Below are 19,980 nucleotides of genomic sequence, written 5' to 3'. Positions count from 1 at the left end.
ACTAATTTTATAAATAATACTATAATAATCTAGGATTGTTTAACAAGTACAGTTTATATATTATAATAAAATAAATTATTAATTGTACAGAGAGGTGAGTTGCATGGCATACATATGTTTTGATGATGTTTGTTATTATATATTAAAAGAAGCAATGAAGCTAGAGTTAATACCACATAATAAAATTGTAGTATTTGAAGATGATTTATCAATAGGTGATATTTCAGATGTAAATAATTATGAATTAAGAAAAGATATTTTTAAAGTTAGAGCTGATTTTGAAAATAATCCTAAACTATTATTCAAGCCAAATTTATTAGAAGATAGAAGTTTGGTAAAACATAGAGATATAATAATATGGTGTGCAAATAACTCAAGGGATTTATGTGGCGTATATTATATAGTGAGTAAGTTTCAAGATAAAAACATAAAAATTGCATTAATAGATGAAAAAAAGATAGAAGAGGGTATAATGAAATATTCGTTTACTAGTGAAATGTCTCCAGAAGATACTTATTTCTTTTTAAACAAGGCATCAGAAATTGAATTTAATGAAAAGCTAGAAATTAAAAATAAATGGGATGTATTAGTTAAAGAAAATACTATTTTTAGAGCATTGATAGGAAAAGAAATTAAAAGTGTTGAAGAAACTTATTTTGATAAATATATACTAAAAAATATTAGTGATAAATGGAAACCTTTAATTGAAGCTGTTGCAGAATCTTTGTTTGAAGATGAAATGCGTGTAAAAGATTGGTTTATACTTTGGAGAATAATGAATTTGGTGAATTTAAAAATAGTAGAAATTAAAGGAAGTAAAGATGATTTATATTCTGATACTGAAATAAGAAAAATTTAAGTATTTGGAGGTGAAGATGATGAATTTTTGGGAAGGAATAGACAATGAATTGTTAGGTAAAAACTACACTTGTGGATATTGTGGTTGCTATGTAGGAAGTGAAAAAGGTTATGAAGGTATTTATCGTACTAGTCCAGAAAAAGAGGTTGAAATAAGCATATATGTATGTCCTAGTTGTGGTAATCCAACTTATTTTGATAAAGACAATAGACAGTATCCAATGTCCAAAGCTGGGAATGATGTATTACATATTAATAATAAAGATGTTGAAAATTTATATGAAGAAGCTCGAAATTCATTTAGTGTAAATGCATTTACATCAGTAGCTTTATGTTGCAGAAAGTTACTAATGAATGTAGCAGTACATTTAGGTGCTGAAGAAAATAAGACATTTATATTTTATGTTGAATGGCTTGATAAAAAGAATTATATATTACCTAATTCTAAAAAATGGGTGAACCAAATAAGAAAGATAGGAAATGAAGCTACTCATGAAATTTGTATTGTAAGCGAGGAAGATGCTAAGAAGACATTAATTTTCACTGAAATGTTGTTAAAGATAGTCTATGAATTTCCAGCTATGGCAGAATAATAGGGAGTAGATGTATTTTGGCATTTAATACATAATAGATTTTATAAATGGAGTAGAGTGTATACCAGTAGAAATGAAGTATAGTATATGTGCAACAACTATGAACTTGAGCTTAATATTTAAAAATTATGAATGTGAAAGTTTCTAAGAAAGAATTTGCATTTATAGACAGACAATTTTATATTTAAAATAAAAAGTGAACTCTTTTAAGAGTCCACTTTTTTATATAAATAAGTTGTTATTTGATAGACTATATTAATATTAAGTATTTGTAATAAAATATTTATAATCTAATATTTTTATATATTTAAAGTTTAATTCTTACCATAGACTTGTTCTTTAGTAAAGTAACCATTATCAATGAGTATTTTATCTAAATTCTCTTTAATAACCAGTTGACCAGTTATAAGGTTAGCTTTAATTGTACTACCACTTTGATTATCAAATTCTGAATTTACATTTATAGTTTCATTCTTTACCATATGAACTGCTTCATTCACAGCAGTACAAGCAAGCTCATTTAAATCCATATATATTGTGACATCTTGTGTACCTTCAACAATACGCTTAGCAGCATCTATTTCTGCATCCATACCAGTAATAACTACATGTTTTGAAATTCCTAATTCTTTTAATGCATCAACACATGCTCCTGCTATTTTATCATTTGGGGCAAGAATAGCATCTATATTGTTATTATTAGAACTTACTGCTTCAATGACCATCTTCTTTGCTTCATCAGGAGACCAACCTTTTACAGGAGCATCCAAAAGAATATTTATATTGTCTTTAATAGGAGAGATATATCTCATTGCTCCTTGGTACAATAATTTAGCATTATTGTCACCAGGGTCACCTTGAAGTATAATATAATCTCCATCATAAACTATTTCTGAAAGGTATTGACCCAATCTCTGTCCAATTCTACTACTATCATATCCTACAAAAAGGTCAACTTTTTCGCCCAAAACAACACGAGCATAATTTATAACTGGTACATTTTTTTCCTTAGCATAATCTAATATTTCTTGAATTTTATTTACATCACGTGGAGTAATAATAAGGACATCAATTCCATTATCTATCATTTCAAAACAATCTTGTTTTTGTGTCTTTGGTTTATCTGTTTGATTAAGGCGTACCTCTATATCAGCACCAAGTTTTTTAGCTTGTTGCTCCATATATTCTTTTTCATGTTGCCAACGTGTGGCACTTCCAACACCAAAAGAAACACCAATTTTTACATTTTGTTTTTCACTTTTACATCCTGACAAACTAACTAAAAAAAGAACTGCTATACAAATCAAACTTATAATACGTTTCATTATATTTTTCCCTCCTGATAAAGTCTCTCAAAATCTTGTTCACTTATAGGTTTTGAATAGAAATAGCCTTGTGCAATAGAACATCCAAACTCTCGCATAAGTTCTACATTTTCTATATTCTCAACTCCCTCTACTACCACCTTGATATTTAGACTTCTTGCCATCTGAGTAATGGCAGCAAAAATAGATTTTTGTTTATCACTATTTGCAGTATCTTTTAAGAAGCCTCTATCAATTTTCAAAATATCTATGTCCATATCTTTTAGCATATGCAGTGAGGAATAACCAGAGCCAAAATCATCCATAGAAATTTGAAGCTTATTATCATGTACTTTGTTTATAAATTCTTCAATCATTTTATAATTATCAAAAATTATAGTTTCAGTAAGTTCTAATTCAATTAGATGAGGTGGTACTTTATACTCATCTAATTTTTGAAGAAGTACATCTAAGAAGTCATTATTAAGAAAGTGCATGCGCGAAAAGTTTACAGAAATTGGAACACAATTCACACCTTTTTCTAAATTTCTCTTAATAAATTTTAGAGTCTTTTCAAATATAGTCATATCAACAGCTGTAATTAATCCAGTTTTCTCACATACTGAAATAAATTCACCAGGAGGTCTTAATTTTCCATCATCAGTTCTCCAACGTGCCAATGCTTCAGCACCAACTAATTTGTGACTATTAATATCAACTTTAGGTTGATAGAAAGGAATAATTTCATCATTATCAAGTGCCTTTTCAATAGCTCTCTTTATTTGTTCATTGTGAATCATCTGTTTATCAAACTTCTCAGAGTAAATTTCCACTCTTTTGTATCTCATCCCTTTAATTTTTTGAGCTGCCATGTTTGCTTTATCAACCATAAGATTGATGCTTTCATCTCGATTAATAATTAGATATAAACCAGCAGAAAGGTATACTGTAACACCTTCTATCTTTAATTCTGAATCAAATAAGGAATTAAGTCTTTGTTCAGAGGCATCTTCTAGAAGAACAACAAAATGGTCACTATAAACTCTAGCAACTTGTTCATTTATAGAAAGTCTCTTAGTATAAATCTTATTAATTTTTCTTAAAATTTTATCTCCAACATCAAATCCGTAAAAATTGTTTATGTATTTAAAATTATCAATATCAAAAGTAAAAATATAAAATTGCTTGTTTGTATTTGTGCGTAGGAGATTTTGTAAATCAAACATAAATTTTGTATATGTATTGCCTTGTGTAATAGTATCTACAAATGCAATTTTTTTTAACTTAGTCTGTTGTTTGTCTTTTAAATATAAAAAATATATCATGCTAAAACCAAAAAACATTACAACAACCAATAAAATAAAATAGAATAACTTAATAACAATATTTGTATTTGCTGAAACTGCGTTAGTAGATACACTTGAGATTAAATACCAATCATAGACTTTGTCTATAGGAGTATAAGCAGAAAAATATTTTTCACCATTTAGCTCTGTTTCCATAATACCTGAATGATTGTTTTGTATATCTTTCTCTAGACTCTTAGAAACCTCTGGGTTCTGTAAAAAAATCATTCTATAATAGTTATCAGATTCTCTATTGTATATATCCTGCTCAGAACTTATAAGAATGTATCCTTGACTATTAATAATGTACATATGACCTTTTTCAGAAAATAGAGAAACTGAACAGAGATTATACATTTCTTTCAGTGTATACTGTTTTTGAATTGAGCCAATAACTTCTCCATGAGATTCTATAGGAACACTTATAACAAAAATGTCCTCCCCATCTAATCTAGAAACTATTCGTTCAGATATGTTTTGAATCCCCTTAGAAACTAGCTTAAAATAGTGCCTTCCTGAAATATCAAGTTCTTTGCCATTTGGAAAAGTTGCCTTTCCATCTTCTGATGCAAAGAAAAGTCTATCATCATTTTTTTCTTTTGAATAATTTAAAGCTATAGATTTTAAACTATCCTGACTTTTGTCTTTTGATTGTGAAAATCTTTCTGACACTTGGTTGGAAACAAGGTCTAAATTATTAACCTCCATCATTAATTTATTTGTAATTACATCTTTATTTTGTGTTACAATTTCAGTTAAATTAATTTTAACATCTGATTGCAGTAAATATTGTACATAGTTCATTAGATAGAAAACTGCAATTGCCATTAAAATATCCACAAAGACTGTAAGTAAAAACGGAATATTCTTTAAATTTTTTGTTTTCATCATATAGTAATCCTTTCTGCAGATGAAAGATGTTTTAAATAGTATCAGTATATCATCGATATAATTCATAGGCAATAATATAAGCCAAAAATATATTTAAAAATGATGATTAATTTATATAAAAAATAAAATTAAAAATAAACTGGATTTATGTCTTTAGATAAATTTATTTTGAAAATTTATATGGAATTAGGGAAGGAGTTTAAATATAAAGTTTCAGAAGGTTTATTTATATAAAATAATCATAAAGTATATGATGATTGTTTTTAAATAATCATATACTTTATGATTAATATAATTATAAATAACAATACCTAAGTTATAAGTTATTTTTAGGCAAAGATATAATATAATAATTTTATTATTCACATATGCTATAACGATTTTTTCCAGCTGCTTTTGATATATACAGAGCTTTATCAGCTTTAGAAAATAAATCTTTATACGATTTAATTGAATTATTAACAAAAGCAATGCCAATGCTTAGTGTTATTTTATGATTATCTTTCACTTTTATTTTACTTGTATCATTTAAAATATTATTAGTAGCTTTGATTACTAAATCATTTGTTAATGATTTTATAAATATCATAAATTCATCTCCACCAATGCGAGCAACTATATCTTTATCACATGTGTTTTGTAGTAATATTTTTGATACAGCAACTAAAACTTCATTCCCCTCTAAATGTCCAAAAGTATCATTTACAGTTTTAAAATCGTCAATATCAATAACTAATAGAGCATCACTAGTTTTTTTATCAGAACTACAGAAGTACTCTTGTATAAAGTTTTCTGATACTCTTTGATTGTATAGTTGTGTTAGTGGGTCACGTTGAGCTTGATTAATTAAAATTTCTAATTTAGATTTATCTTCAGTTATATCTTTCAAAACACCAATTGTTTTGATAGGATTATGGTCACTATCATAGATAACTGAACACTGAACACGAATCCATCTCCATTCATCTCTAGTTAATGAGTTTAATTGTCTTATTTCAATTGTCTCTCTAAGGTTTCCACGAAGTACTTCTAGTAATTTGCCAATATCATCAAGATGAATGATTGCTCCAGACTCTAACAATTTAGAATAATTTTTTGTTTCAAAGTTTTCTAATTCAATTTTCCTGTCAATTTCTACACGTTGATACTTTATCAAATTATCATTTCCAATGTCATATTCAAACATAATATCTGTAATATTTTGTAGAGCAATACGATAGCGTTCTCTTTCTAATTTTAGTTCAGATTCGATATTTTTTAGTTGGGTGATGTCAGTAATGATACTATTAATTTTTATTACACCGTCATTATTTAATGATTTCATTCCAGAATCCAATACCCACATTAATGTTCCATCTTTTTTGCGTATTCTATACTCAGTTGAATATGTAGTTCCATTTGCAAAACATCTTTCACAATCTCCTAGTGCTTTAGGCAAGTCTGGTGGATATACAGCTCCCACTGCGGTACCACCACTCATTTCGATAAACTCATCATAGGTATATCCCAATATCTTAGGCAATCCTTCATTAACATAGAAAAAGGAGAATGTATCATCATCATTGCTACCCTTTAATCCACCATTGATATTATTTGTAATCATTTCAATAACTTCTGTTTTTTCTTTTAACAATCTTTGTAAATAATCATAACTTTGTGTTCCAATTTTAGTAGGGAAGTATTCATCAATTTGCATTTCACCATAAGGATTTGATATATGCATGTGTTTTACTAGTAATCTTTCTCTATCTTCAATTATCTCAAATGTGCAACGTTGATTTACTTCTAAGACCATTTGTGCATTTTCTTTAGTACTAACAGTATATTTTCCTAATACCATACATCTATTTTTATCTTCACTTACAATTTCAAATGTATCATTACTTATATCACAAGAAGGTACTTCATTTTGACCTGCATAAAAATAATCTTTTATTTCATTAAAAGAAGTGAGAAATTCCTGTTCTCCTGGTCCAATCCATGTGATATCTTTAGAAAGGTGTTTTAATATTTCATCAATATCTCTATTTACATAAAAGTTTATTATAATATGTTTTGCAAATTTAGGTGCTTTTTTTAGGAGTATACTCATGATATTCCCCCTTTCTTTTTATTATACATCTCAGTTATATTATACATTAATATACTTAAATTAAAAATGTTGTTAAACAATGTTTTATATAAGTATATCATCATAGATTCAAAATTTTTTACTCTATCAACAATATAACTTAATGAAAGATGCTTACATTTATAAAATACTTTGAAAAATTTATTTAAATATATTAGTTTCTTTAAAATAAAGTGTTTTGGATTAGACTTCTGTTAAATTTTTTATTTTATTTATATCTATATACATACCTTGTGCAATAGCTCTTCCGTCAATTGCATATAGATTACATTGTGTATACATAACTGTAACAATTTGACCATCGCGCTTTATAAATCTATATAAAAAAGGTTCAATTTTATTTGTATCAATCATTTCCAAACTCTTTTTATAAATAAAGTCTAAATCGTCTGGATGAACAATTGCTCTTAAGTTACCACCCATCTCACCAAAAAATTGTTCTTTTGTATAACCTATAATATCAAACATTTCTTCATTCATATAAGTAATAATCATATCACCAAATAAATCATAACGAATTATACCTACAGGTAACATTGAATAAAATTGTGATAAAATATTACTTTCATCAAGATGAGTGTTTGTCATTTTAGGTATAGAATATGATTCAAACTCATTTATATAGCCAGCTGTTTTAATTAAGTCTAGGTTTAATTTTTTTAAAAGCAATCTATTTTCTGAAATTATACAATTTGCACTAAAATAGAAATTACTATACTTTTGATATTCAGCAGACTCATCTGATAAAACAGCTTCTCCACTAATTAATAATAAATTTGAGTCAGTATCATGTGGAGTTATACTTTTATAAAGAATAGAAAATTTTTTACCTTTAATATGTTTCTCAAAGTGTTCTATTATTTTAGCAAAAGATGTAATTTCCGTTTTGCTGTAAAAGTCAGACCATTGAATATCTTCAGTTACATTTGATTTTAGTTTTTTCATGTCTTGCATAATAAAAAATTCATCAAATATCTTTTCTACTAAGGATTTTCCTATATCAGAATATTTTATAAACATTTCTCCTGAATTATTTTCTTTAGATAGTAATTTTTCAAATTGAGCACATTCCATAGGTTTTGCATAATAATAACCTTGAGCAATATCGCAATTTATACTTTTAATAAATTCTACATGTTGTTCTGTCTCAACACCTTCACACACTGTAAGCATTCCAAGAGCTCTTGCAATATTTATTATAGAGTATAAAATTGTTGCATTTTTGAAATCATTCAAATTATGAGATAAAAATATTCTATCAATTTTGATTACATCAAAAGGTAGATTTTGCAACATACCAAAAGATGAATATCCAGAACCAAAATCGTCCATAGATACAGAAAAACCATAAGAACGAAGCTCATTTAAATGTTGAATAATAGTATTTGTATTTTCTAGCAATACATTTTCTGTGATTTCAATGCTGAAATTTGATGTAGAAACACTATACTTTTCGGTAATGCCTTTTAGCATACTTGGAAAATTAGGATTAAAAAAGTGAAGACGAGAAAAATTACAACAAATTGGAACAAAAACATCATTGTTATCAATCCATCTTCTTATATTTTTGCAGTTTTCTTCAAATAAATATAAATCTAATTCTGTTATTAAACCAAATTGCTCAAATAAAGGTATAAACTTATCTGGAGTAAGAAGTCCTTTAATTGGATGTCTCCATCGAGCAAGAGCTTCACATCCTACTATAGTATTGTTTTTTATATTATAGAGTGGTTGATAAAATGCTTCAATTTGTTTAGTTTGTAAAGCATGTGATATTTCGTATAAAAATTCTTTATCATTTTCCAATTTGTTATAAAAATTATTATCATCAAAATCAAATGGTATGTATCTATTTTTACCTTCTATTTTGGCCTTTTTTAAAGCACTGTATACTTGATTGAAAATCACTAAAGTAGTTACATTTGGTTCGCCATCCCAAATAGTACTACCAATACTAAATGTAACATTAGAGTGTATTTCTTTTTCATTAGGAAGTTGTACTTTTAATTCTCTAGCACTCTTTATAATGGTTGTACCTATATTATCTAGTTCTTCATTTGATACATTAGGAATTACAATTAAAAATCCTTCACCTTTTAGATAAGCAACTATTCCATTTGATTCTGGAATAAAGTACAACAGTTCTTGAGTTAGGTTGATTAATAGATTTTCTCCAACCAAGTATCCATATATATCATTAAATAATTTAAAGTTATCAATATTTAATAACATAACTCCAATATGTATATTTTTTGAAATACAGTCATCAATATATTGGTATACAAACTCCCTGTTTGGTATTTTAGAAAAAAAATCTATTTCATTTGAGACTTTTAATTTATAATCTCTATTATCTAATTCATTAGCTAATAGTTCTACCTTTTTATTTAACATTTTTATATAATCATAATTTTGCATGGTATTCCTCCATAAGATATTTGAAATTTTGACGATAAACACATTTATGCTAAAAATATTTAAATGTTAATTTATAAATAATTTGACTAATCTATTTTTAATAAGTATTTCAAACTTAGATGTATCAACTTACTTGTTATAATATTAAAAATAAAAATTTTTTAGTCTAGTAATAATCTTAGATAAAATTAGTTAATTATTAAGTTCGAGTATTGAAAGATTTCCTTTTTGAATGCAATTATATCATATTTTTTTATAAATAGATAGATTGCAGATTATGCAGTTGACACTATAGAACTCATTATAGCTAATATTAATTTTAATAATTTTATGAATAAATAATTTATTTATAATTAATTTATTATAAATAAATTCGTATCATAGCAATGATTTCATATACTTAATTTCAGTTATTTGAATTAAGTCTAATTTTATATTTTTACTATAATAAATATTAACTTACTAAATCAATAAAATGATAATTTATAGAAATTTATTTTAATATAAAAAATCTTGTAAAAAAGACATAATATCTATAGGTGTAAAAAACTACAAATCTAAAAATGTTGTTTATAAAGATTAAAATCAGAAATATTATAATAGGAAAATAAATAGATTTTAATGGGTGATTACAGATTACTTATTTTCGTATCCTTGTTTTAGAGGTATTTTTAGTATATTCTAAAACTATAGTTATAGATAGAAACATATAGATTATAAAATAAAAATAAGATTATGGAGGATTTTATTGTATAAATGAAAGATTACTATAAAATAGGAGAGATATCTAAAATATATGGAATTGGAAGAGATTCATTAATGTATTATGAAGAAATAGGTATTCTAAAGCCAGTTAGAGATGTAAATGGATATAGAATGTATAACATATCAGATATATGGAAACTAAATTTAATAAAAGAGTTTAGAAGTTTGAATTTTCCAATGAAAAAAATAAAAGAATATTTAGATGATAGAAGTATAGAGTCTACAAAGAGCATTTTAAATGAAGAGTTAGAATTAATTGATAAAAAAATATTTGAACTTATAAGTCATAAGGAAAATATTATAAAAAGATTAAGTTCAATTGAAAGTGTAATTCAAAATACAAAAATAGATGAGATAGAGGTTGTATATATAGAAAAAAGAAAAGCTTTAGAGTTAAATGCTGATATAAAAAGAGATGAGGATTTTGATTTTTTGATTCAAAAATTACAAAAAGAATACGAAGATAGATTTAATATACTTGGAAATAATAATATTGGTTCTGCTTTTTCTACTGAGGCAATCAGCAAAGGTATATTCAATGAGTTTAAATCTGTATTTTGTTTTTTAGAGAATAGTGAGGAAATATATAATATAGTTTTTGATGAGGGATATTATGTAACTTTAAACTATGCTGGAAGCAATTCTAATAATAAAATATATATGGAAAAGGTGTTTAAATTTATAAAAGAAAATAATTATAAAGTAATTGCTGCACCTATAGAAATATACAAGATAGATATACATGAGACTGGGATTGTAGAGGAATTTGTAACTGAAATTCAAGTACTTGTAACTAAATCGCTAGATTTCAACGAATTAGATGATAAATAGAGTGAAAAAATGCTAATTTGCCACCGATTTGCCACCGTATTATAAAATCGGTGGCAAATTATATTCTGAGACCTTCTAAAATATTTACTGTTTCACTTTCCATTTTATGTGTGACATGAGAGTAAGTATCCATTGTTGTAGTTATTTTACTGTGACCCAGACGCTTTTGTATATCTTTAATATTAGCACCATTTTCTAAAAGTAAAGTAGCATGTGTATGTCTTAAACAATGAAAATTGAAATCAATATTTAAATCTTTATTTATTATTGCTATTGCCATGTCAATATCACCATGAGTTACAAATGAACCATCTTTTTTTCTGCATACCCAATTATATTCTGTTTTTTTATACCATTTTCCTATTTTAACTTTCTGCTTCTTTTGATTTAGTTTTTCATCTTTTAATATTTTAGATAGAGTATCACCAATTTTAATATCTCTTATTGAAGAATTTGTTTTAGGGGGAGCTAATTCAAAATTGGAATCTTTTTTCCTTACTAAGTTTCTTCTAATTTTAATTATATTATTTTCTAAATCTATATCTTCCCAAAATAAGCCTAATACTTCACCTTTTCTCATACCTGTATAAAACCCAATCATCAAAGGAATATAGGCATTTGTCCCAACTGGAAACTTATGTAATATTGTATCAAAATCATTTAAGGTAATAGTTTTAACTTTATTACTAGTATTAGTTTTTACTAAGTTTTTAGGTATACTAACATATTGAGCAGGATTCTCTCTAATAAGTTTATATGGGTATACAGCTAATTTTAAAGAAGTGTTTAAAACACCATAAATCAATTTTAAAGTTCCTTTTGAGTAATTTTTTTCTTCACCATTTTCTGTATATTTTTCTTTTGATTTTATATTTAAAAATTCTTGAATAACAGCAGGATTTATAGATTTTAATTTATATCTTCCAAGTGATGGTTTAATATGATTTTCTATAGCCCTTTTATAATTACCTTGAGTGTAAAACTTGCAATTTAGAAGTACATATTCTTTGTACCAGAAGTCTAAATAATCAGATAAACTAATATTGGTTTCATCAAATATGGTACCAGAGTTTTCAAATTCATTTATTGCATCTCTTAAAGCTTTTTCAGCTTCTTTTTTAGTTTCTCCACCAACTTTTTCTACCTTTTTTCTCTTACCATCTACTATACCTGTATCAAAATAGTAATACCACTTCTTACCTCTTTTTCTAACTCCACCTTTCATAAAAATTTCTCCTCTCAAAAATATGCCTTAATTATATTTTATAACAGTTAAAGTATAAGTAAATAGCATTTAGGTAGAAAACTAGTAATAATTATTTTATGTGCTTATATTCAGATAAAAATATATAATTTTTGTTTTCGACAACATTTCTTATTTGTTTACTATATAATTTAATTAAAATGTATAAAGAGAGGGATATACAATAAAAGTTAAAGAATTATTAAAAATCAATATAAGTATTTATCATACATAAGTTTTATTTGATTAATAGGATTGTATGATATTAGTAAAAAATAGTAATTTTCCCAGCTGGTTATAGTTTCTCTACAAGCTGAAAATGGCATGATTACTGTATTTTTGATAAAATAGGTTTGTATGAAAGTGCAAAATGGTGTCCTATTTGGTGCTCAAATAAAAATAATAGCTTGTAAGAATACTTAAAGTGATTTATCTAAGTTTGACAGAATTATATTGGAATTGTAGAATAAAATAAATGGCAAGAGCTTAATACACCATAGGCAGATAAGATGTACGTGGCAAATGAAAAATTGTGGAGGTTATCGAGATGTCAAAAAGCAGAAAAATTGTGCGTGGTATCATATTAGTGGTATTGCTAATTTGTACTGCGTTTTTGGTATATTCGATTGTAACAGACCCGCTTGGAGAACACGATATTATGCTTGCGCTTGCTATTACAGCAGGATTTATCGCACTTGGAAATGATAAATATGGGAAAAAGTAAATTCCAATTTATTGGGCTGATTTAATGCCGCCTTTTTGGGATGAGACGGCTAATAACGCAGATTAGGCGAATAAGATTGTAGGTGAATATGATGTTAGAACTAAGACTGCTAAACGATGATGATATATCGTTAGTTGAAAATTGGTTGAATAGGGAACATGTTAAAAGGTGGTATGAAATACCGCATCTGGGTGTTTCAATTAGTGATTGGATATATGAACTAAAAGAGCGCAATGGAGAATTTCAATGGCTAACACATCTTATTGTACTGTCTCAAGGGCGCCCGATTGGGTTATGCCAATACTATAAATGTGAAGATAGTAAAGATGAGGATTTTGGAACAATGCCCATATTGGGTTCATACGGAATTGACTACCTGATAGGAGAAGAAGCTTACCTTGGAAAAGGTTTGGGTAAGGAAATGATTACATTGCTTGTGGAAAAGGTGTTTTCTTTTCCGCATGCTAAGAGAGTTACCGCTGACATTGACAATATGAATAAGGCATCAGAAAAAACGCTATTATCATGTGGCTTTGCATTATTAGATGCTGAAAGTAGCCGTTATATTTTGTATAACAAATAGGCTGATTAAAAACTTAAGAATATTTACGCCTTATTGGTATAAGGTGCAATTACTATGAGTAGGGAAGAAGCAGAGTCAAAAGGTTATGTAGCTTGTAAAAGGTGTTATTAGTAGTATGAAGGATAGACTAGTGTTTAGCTAGTCTATTTTTATTTGATAAATTTGCACTATTTATTGTATTTCTTATTAACATAAATTTTTCTTATTTCTTTTTTCCATTTCTTTTTTCCCATAAATATCACATAAATATAAAAAATCTTCCTCTAATGCAATAGATAAGTCTACTATTGTAGATATTGTTATGTCTTTATATTTACCATTTTCTAGCTTTGAAATTTGACTCCTATTCCAACCTAATTTTTCTGCCAACTCTAATTGTGTCATTCCTTTGTGTTTTCTTAATTTTCTTAACATTTAATTTAACCTCACTTTTAATTATTTTTATAATTAATAGTTTGTGTAGTTTTCTGTAATAAATGTGCTTGAGTAGCACGTTTTTTGTTGGAAATTTGTGCTAAAATATAAGTAAGAAATAACTCTATCTAGCTAGAGGAAATATAAGAAAAGTAATTCCAAAAGACTATTTTAATTTTATTCAATTTGCAATGAAGCTTAAAAAAAGGTAGATTCTAACTATTTTAACGAACATAAGTTCTTATATGGGATAAAGAAGGGGTGGTAGTATGCAAAATGATAAAGAAAGACTTGTTGCTATTATAAGAATGTTAAGGGAAAAGGACGAAAATGATTATGAAAATTTCACGAAAATTATAAGGATTCTTATGAAAAATAAAAAAATGATTAAAAATATATATTTTTATTAAAGTTAAAATAAAAACTAAAAGTCGATTATCTGTATAAACACTTGACTTATCAATTTATTCAAGCCTGTTTATTGTGTGTTTTACTATTCATTTACCACATTTGATTGAGCATTGATACGACTTAATAATTATAGTATTGATAGACACTTTGATTTTGAAGTGTCTTTTCTTTACAGAAGAAAAGCAGTCAATCTATTTGATTAACTGCTCGACAAACTGGGATTTATCAACTCAGTACTTTTTTATAAAAAATAAAACCTTCTTCTTGTTTCTGCTTAACATACCCTGAATTTTTATAAAAAGAATTTGTCCTTACATTCCAAACTGGTGTATCAAGATGCACCTCTTTCACGGTCGGATATATTTTCTCAATACTCTCCATCAATGACTTTCCATATCCATTTCTATGATACTTATCGTCAATAAAAATTCTTCCTATAAACAACTTAGTTCCTGTCTCGTCCAGAAATAAAATTGCTCCGCCTACAATCGTATCCTCCACCATCGCTTGAAACAAATGATTCCCTTCCAGCATTTTTTTATGCCACTCTACTGAATCATAATCTGGAGGACCATCATTTTCACCTCCAACTAATACATCTGAATTAAATGCCCTTTTTGACATCTCCACTATATCTTTAATCTTTTCTTGTTTTGCTTTTTCTAATCTCATAATGTTTCTCCTACAACTTCTAATTTGTACATTTATTATAGCTTAATTCAAAACGTATAGCAATGACTGCCTACCCTCTGTCATTCTTAACTATTCATCATCAAAAGCAGTTTCATTCATTTCTGGAAAATCTAATAATTCGGATACCGTCATATCTAAACCTAGTGCCAGTTTATGTAATGTTTTTAACTTTGGATTTTTAGTTTTACCTTTCATCAAGTTTTCAACTGTTGATTGTGTTATTCTTGATAAAGTCGCTAATTTATTGGTTGTTATATTTCTCTCATTACATAATTCTGTTAGCCTTTTTATTATTACATCTGAATATGTCATATATGTTCTCTCCTTTACTCGTGTACGGTTAATTTAAGTATATACTATTTAACGTCGCAACATTAATGGTATACCATTGATAAAGTGTTGTGTATGTGATAAATTAACCTTATACCGTTAATAAAGGAGAAAATTATGTGTGAATCAAATCGTATACTAAAAAGAAGTAAATTTGAAAACTTTATGGCTTATCTCATTCGTGAGATAGGAGATAATGAGAACGTCCTAGATAACTATGATATGTTAATTGAAAAATCATTTGATACATTCTTCAATAAACTTGAAGAACTGTATTCAGAAGCAAGTAGAAATGACAATAAACTATTTGACATTGTTTGTAGTTTTATCTCTATACATGATGATATTTATTTTGAGGCAGGTACATTAGTAGGTTTTCAACTATATAAGGGATTTGAAAATCAATATCAAAATCATAAGGATAGTGATATATCTGCTTTATTTAAAAATAAGATTTATTCAAAATTTCATCAACGTAGATCACCAGTTAATGAGAAACAAAGAAGTAGGCTACTACATTGAAACCCCAAAGACCAAAAGCGGAATACGAAAAGTTCCTATGAGTGAAGAAGCCTAACAAGAGCCATGAGGATAAGTTGCCAAAGATAACACCTCATGTTCTGTACGAGATTAGCAAACAAGAACATGAACCCAAAAAGTTTACAGTACATCATGGGTCATTCCAACATCAATATCACAATGAACTTGTACGCTCATGTGTCAATGGACGGAGTAAAGAATGAACTGATAAGCCTAATAGCCTAATGTATTTACCACTCAATTTACCACGTTTGAAAGCCAAAACATGAGTAGATATAAGAAGAAACGTGAAGTATCAACCGAATAAGAAAAGTCCGTAAAGCCTTTAAAAGCAAGCTATACGGACATATGAGAAGTTATAAAAAGATAATCAGAAATTTATTTTAAGTTTCCTATAATAAAAAAATAAAAATACATTGGATACAACTCAATGTATTTTTATTTCTGTTTATTATCTAAAGAATCAAGAATTTTCAAAATGGCTTCTCTATCTCCTTTATCTAATTCAGCTATTTTAAATATACTTTCTCTATCTTCTTTATCTAATTCAAATATTGCATCAACTATTTTTTTTATCTCATTATCTATCTCTTTTGATAAAGTATTCAAGTTTCTGCCTAAAAGAAAATCAACAGAAACATTAAAATAAGTTGCAAGTTTATCAAGTAAAACTGCGTCAGGCATTCTTAAATCTCTTTCATATTGAGACAAGGCTTGACTTGTTATATTAAATACTTTTGCCAATTCAACTTGTTTAATATTATTATCTTCTCTTAGTTTACGCAATCTATTTCCAAAAGTCATATTTTCAACCTCCAAAATAAACATTTTGTTTACTATAGTATATCATAGGTAAAAATTTTACTAAAAAAATTAAACAAAATGTTGTGATAAGTATTGACTTAAACGTTGTGTTTGAATATAATATAAATATATTAAACAATATGTTTAAAAAAGAGAGGTGAAAAAAATGAATAGACTAAAAATCATTAGAGAAAATCAAGGTCTAACTCAAACTGAGATGGCTGAATTATTGGGAATTTCTCGCCAAAGATATTTTATGTATGAACATAATAAACGAAGTTTTCCAATAAAATATGCTTTCAAAATATCTAAAATATTTGGTGTTGAGTTAGAAGAAATTTTTTTAGATATAAGTTAAACATAGCGTTTAAATATTTAAATGATTAAACTAATTATACATCCTAAAAGGAGGAATTTAAATGTCATATTAATACCAAAATATATATCAAATTAGTAGAGATAACACTAGTATTACCCAATAAAAAGCAAAAAAGGATACTTATTAATTATAAGTACCTTCACATGAGTTATAAAGTTTGCAATTATTCAATAAATTCAACAAATATTAATTAATATCAATATCTAAATCTTTGAAAAAAGAGTGATTAAAAAAATCAATAATTGTTATATCTAGAGCATCACAAAGTTTTTTAATTGTACATATACCAGGGTTTTTACTTTTACCTTTTAAAATACTATCTATCGTAGATTGAGTAACACCTGCCATTGTACATAATTTATTTACTGTAATGTCATTTTCTTGACATAATCCTAATATTCGTTTGGATACTGCTGTTAATAAAGACATAATAAACCTCCATATATAACGTGAAATCGTTTAAATAAATGATAACACATTTTTTTAAAAATAATTAACGATATAACGTTGACAATAGCGAAAGAAGGGTTTATAATAAAAATATATTAACGATATATAGTTAAGAAGAAAAGAGGTGAGGTTAATGTGCATAGGTCATAAGCTCAAATATTATAGGAAAAGCAATTCTCTATCTCAAATTGAATTAAGCAAAAAAACTGGTATAGCACAAACAACAATTAGTGACTTAGAAAAAAATAAATATAATCCTAGGATAGATGTTTTATGTAAACTTACAAAAGCATTAGGTATAGAAATAACAGATTTAATTAATTAAATTATTTTATAGATTAATTATAAGATGAAATGGAGGAAAACTGAATGTCATATCAATACCAAAATATATACCAAAAAGGAAGAGAAAATACCAATTTAACACAAGAAAAAGCATCAGAACTACTGGACATATCTGTAGAGAGTTTAAGAGCTTACGAGAACGACAAGAGGATACCAAACAATCAAATAGTAGCAAAGATGGTATCTATATATAACAATAATTTGCTAGGCTATGAACATGTTAGAAAAAGCACAGAGGCAGGAGTAATGTTCTTACCAAAATTAGAAATGAGAAGTCTTTCAAGTATAACTTTGAAGCTACATAAAGAAATCAAAGATTATCTAAAAAAGGAAGATGATTTCATAGAAATAGTTGAAGATGATGTAATTGATGAAGATGAAGAAGAAGTTTGGAATGAGGTAATGCAAGAATTAGAAGACATTTTTAAATCAATTTTAATTCTGAAACTTTCAAAGAAAACAATATAGGAAGGAGAAAATTATATGAATAACTTAGTTTTAATAAATGATAAGGAATTGCAAATTAAAGAGTTTAAAGGCGAAAGAGTTGTGACATTCAAAGAAGTTGATTTGATTCATGAAAGAGTAGAAGGAACAGCAGGAAGAAATTTTAGAGAAAATAAGAAACACTTCATAGAAGGTGTGGACTATTTCTTTGTTAAACCATCTGATATCGGGAACAACGAAATTCGTCGTTCTGAAATAAATAACTCTGGAACATATTTAATAACTGAAAGTGGTTATCTAATGCTAGTAAAATCTCTAACAGATGATTTAGCTTGGACAGTACAAAGAGAATTAGTTAATAACTATTTCAGAGTTAAAGAAAATAAAAAACCTAAATATATTAAAGATGAATCAGAAATAAAATACATGAATGCTCAAGCTAGATTAAAAAATGCAAGGGCAAGAGAAGCAAAGATATATCTAGAGATAGCAGAAAATGTAGATATAAAAGAATATAAACAGATTATGTATTCTAAAGCAACAGAACAACTGTATGGAGAAGCATTAATACCATTACCTGTAGCAAATAAAAAAACTTATTCAGCTACAGAAATAGGTAAAATATTAGGAGTTTCAGCTAATAAAGTTGGAAGTCTAGCAAATGCTTATAATTTGAAAACAGATGAATATGGCATTAAGGTTTGGGATAAGGCTAAACATTCGAATAAACAAGTTACAACTTTTAGATATTATGAAAATGTGATACCTATTATAAAAAAAGCTTTAAGTAGCTTTGATAACTAGATAAAACTAACACTTTGAAAACTAAATACAGAATATTTTGAAATATATTATTTTAATTAATTATTAACTAGGAGGTTAAATATATGAAAAATAATACAAGCGATTCAAGAGTAAGATATTTTTGCAAGTGTTCGCATTGTGGGTTTAATAATGAGGTAGAAGTTAAAAAAGGATTGAAGCCTAAGATATGTTGCATATGTACAAAAGAAGTTGAGTATGAAAAACTGGAGCAACAAAGTGATTCAGAAAATATAGAAATTAAAGGAGTGTGTAATTAAATGAAAATTTCATTTGAAAGTGTAGTGAACAATGTAAATAATGAAACAGAATTAATATTATCAAAAGAAGAGTTACAAATAGCTAAAAGGATACTTAATATATTGAATGAAAATGAACAAAGTATCCTTTCCTCAAAAGATATTCTAGATTTTTGCAAAGAAGCTCTTAAATATAATTTAGTGCCTACGTTTGTTTAAAGACACTGAGACCATCACCTTTAGAAAAACTATTATTGACTTCTGAAAGTTTCAAAAAGATTTCATGGTAATGTTTTAAAAGTTCTTCTTCAGAAGAATTTTTAAAATCATATTTTTCCTTAAGAATTTCTAAAGTAAGAGTATGTAATATATCTTTACTGAACTGCATAATATCACCAACTTTCATAAAAAGATATAGG

General features: G+C 26.8%; 24 protein-coding genes and 1 pseudogene. 14 read left to right on the top strand and 11 right to left on the bottom strand.

The features are described 5' to 3' along the window. Window positions 1–103: 103 nt before the first annotated feature. A complete protein-coding gene (locus tag Q3223_RS18675; RefSeq protein WP_407812376.1) occupies window positions 104–859 on the top strand; it encodes a DUF3658 domain-containing protein in 756 nt (251 codons plus the stop codon). A 16-nt stretch (window positions 860–875) separates the two neighbouring features. After that, on the top strand, window positions 876–1,451 hold the full coding sequence (locus Q3223_RS18670) for a DUF4145 domain-containing protein (protein WP_243192950.1): 576 nt from the start codon (window positions 876–878) through the stop codon (window positions 1,449–1,451). A 314-nt stretch (window positions 1,452–1,765) separates the two neighbouring features. Here Q3223_RS18670 and Q3223_RS18665 read toward each other — a convergent pair whose 3' ends face one another. The 4 genes from Q3223_RS18665 to Q3223_RS18650 form a co-directional block, all read right to left on the bottom strand. Then, the gene (locus Q3223_RS18665) at window positions 1,766–2,776 is read right to left on the bottom strand and encodes a substrate-binding domain-containing protein (RefSeq protein ID WP_407812375.1); all 1,011 of its coding nucleotides are present in this window, start codon (window positions 2,774–2,776) and stop codon (window positions 1,766–1,768) included. Beyond that, entirely contained in the window at window positions 2,776–4,989 is a 2,214-nt protein-coding gene (locus tag Q3223_RS18660) for an EAL domain-containing protein (protein ID WP_407812374.1), read from the bottom strand. Before Q3223_RS18660 ends, Q3223_RS18665 begins: the two co-directional genes overlap by 1 nt. A gap of 361 nt (window positions 4,990–5,350) precedes the next feature. After that, window positions 5,351–7,084, bottom strand: a complete 1,734-nt coding sequence (locus Q3223_RS18655; RefSeq protein ID WP_407812373.1) for a diguanylate cyclase — start codon at window positions 7,082–7,084, stop codon at window positions 5,351–5,353. Window positions 7,085–7,306: 222 nt separating this feature from the next. Next, complete coding sequence (locus Q3223_RS18650; protein WP_219674157.1) at window positions 7,307–9,541, bottom strand: EAL domain-containing protein; 2,235 nt, start codon at window positions 9,539–9,541, stop codon at window positions 7,307–7,309. 756 nt (window positions 9,542–10,297) lie between these two features. On the opposite strand from Q3223_RS18650, the gene Q3223_RS18645 reads away from it, so the two are divergent. Continuing rightward, the gene (locus Q3223_RS18645) at window positions 10,298–11,137 is read left to right on the top strand and encodes a MerR family transcriptional regulator (RefSeq protein WP_074178959.1); all 840 of its coding nucleotides are present in this window, start codon (window positions 10,298–10,300) and stop codon (window positions 11,135–11,137) included. 58 nt (window positions 11,138–11,195) lie between these two features. Here Q3223_RS18645 and Q3223_RS18640 read toward each other — a convergent pair whose 3' ends face one another. Continuing rightward, the gene (locus Q3223_RS18640) at window positions 11,196–12,362 is read right to left on the bottom strand and encodes a tyrosine-type recombinase/integrase (protein WP_407812372.1); all 1,167 of its coding nucleotides are present in this window, start codon (window positions 12,360–12,362) and stop codon (window positions 11,196–11,198) included. Between the two features lie 586 nt (window positions 12,363–12,948). On the opposite strand from Q3223_RS18640, the gene Q3223_RS18635 reads away from it, so the two are divergent. Then, a complete protein-coding gene (locus Q3223_RS18635) occupies window positions 12,949–13,104 on the top strand; it encodes a hypothetical protein (RefSeq protein WP_407812371.1) in 156 nt (51 codons plus the stop codon). Window positions 13,105–13,195: 91 nt separating this feature from the next. Beyond that, complete coding sequence (locus tag Q3223_RS18630; protein ID WP_219674209.1) at window positions 13,196–13,687, top strand: GNAT family N-acetyltransferase; 492 nt, start codon at window positions 13,196–13,198, stop codon at window positions 13,685–13,687. A 186-nt stretch (window positions 13,688–13,873) separates the two neighbouring features. Here Q3223_RS18630 and Q3223_RS18625 read toward each other — a convergent pair whose 3' ends face one another. Next, entirely contained in the window at window positions 13,874–14,101 is a 228-nt protein-coding gene (locus Q3223_RS18625) for a helix-turn-helix domain-containing protein (protein WP_107613008.1), read from the bottom strand. 269 nt (window positions 14,102–14,370) lie between these two features. Between Q3223_RS18625 and Q3223_RS18620 the strand changes: the two genes are divergently transcribed. Further along, the gene (locus Q3223_RS18620) at window positions 14,371–14,511 is read left to right on the top strand and encodes a hypothetical protein (RefSeq protein ID WP_159067252.1); all 141 of its coding nucleotides are present in this window, start codon (window positions 14,371–14,373) and stop codon (window positions 14,509–14,511) included. 226 nt (window positions 14,512–14,737) lie between these two features. Here Q3223_RS18620 and Q3223_RS18615 read toward each other — a convergent pair whose 3' ends face one another. Together Q3223_RS18615 and Q3223_RS18610 are read right to left on the bottom strand one after the other, a co-directional pair. After that, complete coding sequence (locus Q3223_RS18615) at window positions 14,738–15,184, bottom strand: GNAT family N-acetyltransferase (RefSeq protein ID WP_407812370.1); 447 nt, start codon at window positions 15,182–15,184, stop codon at window positions 14,738–14,740. 90 nt (window positions 15,185–15,274) lie between these two features. Further along, the gene (locus tag Q3223_RS18610; protein WP_167640215.1) at window positions 15,275–15,517 is read right to left on the bottom strand and encodes a helix-turn-helix transcriptional regulator; all 243 of its coding nucleotides are present in this window, start codon (window positions 15,515–15,517) and stop codon (window positions 15,275–15,277) included. Between the two features lie 135 nt (window positions 15,518–15,652). Here Q3223_RS18610 and Q3223_RS18605 point away from each other — a divergent pair, with 135 nt between their 5' ends. Together Q3223_RS18605 and Q3223_RS18600 are read left to right on the top strand one after the other, a co-directional pair. Continuing rightward, window positions 15,653–16,057: a hypothetical protein gene (locus Q3223_RS18605; protein ID WP_407812369.1), complete on the top strand. Its 405-nt coding sequence runs from the start codon at window positions 15,653–15,655 to the stop codon at window positions 16,055–16,057. Continuing rightward, window positions 15,990–16,300 (top strand): annotated as a pseudogene (locus Q3223_RS18600) (site-specific integrase); the annotation flags it as partial. The gene Q3223_RS18605 and the pseudogene Q3223_RS18600, both read left to right, overlap by 68 nt. Before the next feature lie 213 nt (window positions 16,301–16,513). On the opposite strand, the gene Q3223_RS18595 reads toward Q3223_RS18600, so the two are convergent. Further along, entirely contained in the window at window positions 16,514–16,879 is a 366-nt protein-coding gene (locus Q3223_RS18595; protein ID WP_231300584.1) for a helix-turn-helix transcriptional regulator, read from the bottom strand. Between the two features lie 166 nt (window positions 16,880–17,045). On the opposite strand from Q3223_RS18595, the gene Q3223_RS18590 reads away from it, so the two are divergent. Beyond that, on the top strand, window positions 17,046–17,237 hold the full coding sequence (locus tag Q3223_RS18590; protein WP_167640219.1) for a helix-turn-helix transcriptional regulator: 192 nt from the start codon (window positions 17,046–17,048) through the stop codon (window positions 17,235–17,237). A 207-nt stretch (window positions 17,238–17,444) separates the two neighbouring features. Here Q3223_RS18590 and Q3223_RS18585 read toward each other — a convergent pair whose 3' ends face one another. Then, complete coding sequence (locus Q3223_RS18585; protein ID WP_021401517.1) at window positions 17,445–17,687, bottom strand: helix-turn-helix domain-containing protein; 243 nt, start codon at window positions 17,685–17,687, stop codon at window positions 17,445–17,447. Window positions 17,688–17,841: 154 nt separating this feature from the next. Between Q3223_RS18585 and Q3223_RS18580 the strand changes: the two genes are divergently transcribed. The 5 genes from Q3223_RS18580 to Q3223_RS18560 all read left to right on the top strand — a co-directional run bounded on the left by Q3223_RS18580 (window position 17,842) and on the right by Q3223_RS18560 (window position 19,780). Then, window positions 17,842–18,033, top strand: a complete 192-nt coding sequence (locus Q3223_RS18580; RefSeq protein WP_021401571.1) for a helix-turn-helix domain-containing protein — start codon at window positions 17,842–17,844, stop codon at window positions 18,031–18,033. Between the two features lie 44 nt (window positions 18,034–18,077). Then, window positions 18,078–18,521 carry a helix-turn-helix domain-containing protein gene (locus Q3223_RS18575; protein WP_407812368.1) on the top strand — a complete coding sequence of 148 codons (444 nt, stop codon included), beginning with the start codon at window positions 18,078–18,080 and terminating at the stop codon, window positions 18,519–18,521. A gap of 15 nt (window positions 18,522–18,536) precedes the next feature. Continuing rightward, entirely contained in the window at window positions 18,537–19,304 is a 768-nt protein-coding gene (locus Q3223_RS18570; protein ID WP_407812367.1) for an ORF6N domain-containing protein, read from the top strand. 83 nt (window positions 19,305–19,387) lie between these two features. Next, the gene (locus tag Q3223_RS18565) at window positions 19,388–19,582 is read left to right on the top strand and encodes a hypothetical protein (RefSeq protein WP_407812366.1); all 195 of its coding nucleotides are present in this window, start codon (window positions 19,388–19,390) and stop codon (window positions 19,580–19,582) included. Beyond that, window positions 19,583–19,780, top strand: a complete 198-nt coding sequence (locus Q3223_RS18560; protein ID WP_021425900.1) for a hypothetical protein — start codon at window positions 19,583–19,585, stop codon at window positions 19,778–19,780. Here the strand turns inward: Q3223_RS18560 and Q3223_RS18555 are convergent. After that, window positions 19,767–19,949 carry a hypothetical protein gene (locus Q3223_RS18555; protein WP_131779260.1) on the bottom strand — a complete coding sequence of 61 codons (183 nt, stop codon included), beginning with the start codon at window positions 19,947–19,949 and terminating at the stop codon, window positions 19,767–19,769. The genes Q3223_RS18560 and Q3223_RS18555 overlap by 14 nt on opposite strands. Between the last annotated feature and the right edge of the window lie 31 nt (window positions 19,950–19,980).

This window comes from Clostridioides sp. GD02367, from assembly GCF_045900275.1.
In the GTDB taxonomy this organism is placed as follows: domain Bacteria; phylum Bacillota; class Clostridia; order Peptostreptococcales; family Peptostreptococcaceae; genus Clostridioides; species Clostridioides difficile_A.
This window is presented reverse-complemented; position numbering and strand designations above follow the sequence as displayed.